This is a genomic window from Aeromicrobium phragmitis (genome assembly GCF_003674095.1).
Taxonomy (GTDB): Bacteria; Actinomycetota; Actinomycetes; order Propionibacteriales; family Nocardioidaceae; genus Aeromicrobium; species Aeromicrobium phragmitis.
The window spans coordinates 1-431 of the sequence record NZ_RDBF01000105.1 but is presented as its reverse complement, the minus strand read 5'-3'; the positions used below and the strand labels follow the sequence as shown (position 1 = coordinate 431).

Annotated in this window: 1 protein-coding gene; it reads left to right on the top strand. The window is 69.4% G+C overall.

What is annotated here, in order from left to right; translation table 11 throughout:
• Positions 1-431 (top strand): MFS transporter (locus tag D9V41_RS16485; protein ID WP_121795620.1); only part of this gene is annotated, 431 nt, incomplete at both ends.

The window sequence follows — 431 nt, the reverse complement described above, 5'->3', positions numbered from 1 at the left end:
GACTACAACACCGTCATCTGGGTCACGAGCGCCTATCTGCTCGCGTACGCGGTGCCGCTGCTCATCACCGGCCGCCTGGGTGACCGGCTCGGACCCAAGCGCGTGTACCTGACCGGGCTGTCGATCTTCACGCTCGCCTCGTTGTGGTGCGCCCTGACGACGACGGTCGAGCTGCTCATCGTCGCGCGCGTGTTCCAGGGTCTGGGCGCCTCGCTCATGACGCCGCAGACGATGTCGGTCATCACGCGCACCTTCCCGCCGCACAGCCGTGGTCGCGCCATGGCGCTGTGGGGCGCGACGGCCGGGGTCGCGACGCTCGTCGGACCGGTGCTCGGCGGCGTGCTGGTCGATGCGGCGGGCTGGGAGTGGATCTTCTTCGTCAACGTGCCGGTGGGCGTCATCGGGTTCGTCCTGGCCTGGAAGCTCGTGCC